Origin of the sequence: Bacillus sp. JJ1773, from assembly GCF_036962035.1 — a bacterium.
GTDB lineage: Bacteria > Bacillota > Bacilli > Bacillales > Cytobacillaceae > Cytobacillus.
Genome location: NZ_JBALNX010000024.1, coordinates 1,173 through 1,431, shown reverse-complemented (window position 1 = coordinate 1,431; position 259 = coordinate 1,173). Strand labels below are relative to the sequence as shown.

Sequence of the window (259 nt, the reverse complement as noted above, 5' to 3'; positions counted from 1 at the left end):
GGGAACACCCGGTGATTCTAAGCCCAAAATCCACATTGGTAACACTAATAATAAAATTTCAGATAAGGAAAGTGGGATATCCATCATGGCACAGGTCGTTACAGTCACAATTAATACAGCCATTGTAGAAGTACTTTTATTTAATACTGTGCCAAACACAACGGATGTCTCAGCGAATTCTGGTTTTAATTCTAAATCTCTTTCAGCTGAAATAATGTTAACCGCCAGTGTATCATAAGACCCTCCGGTCCCAAAACCT

The 259-nt window shown here is 39.0% G+C and carries 1 protein-coding gene; it reads right to left on the bottom strand.

Annotated features, from left to right (window positions below; all coding sequences use genetic code 11):
* Positions 1 to 259 (bottom strand): cation:dicarboxylate symporter family transporter (locus tag V7127_RS05280; RefSeq protein ID WP_335484149.1); only part of this gene is annotated, 259 nt, incomplete at both ends.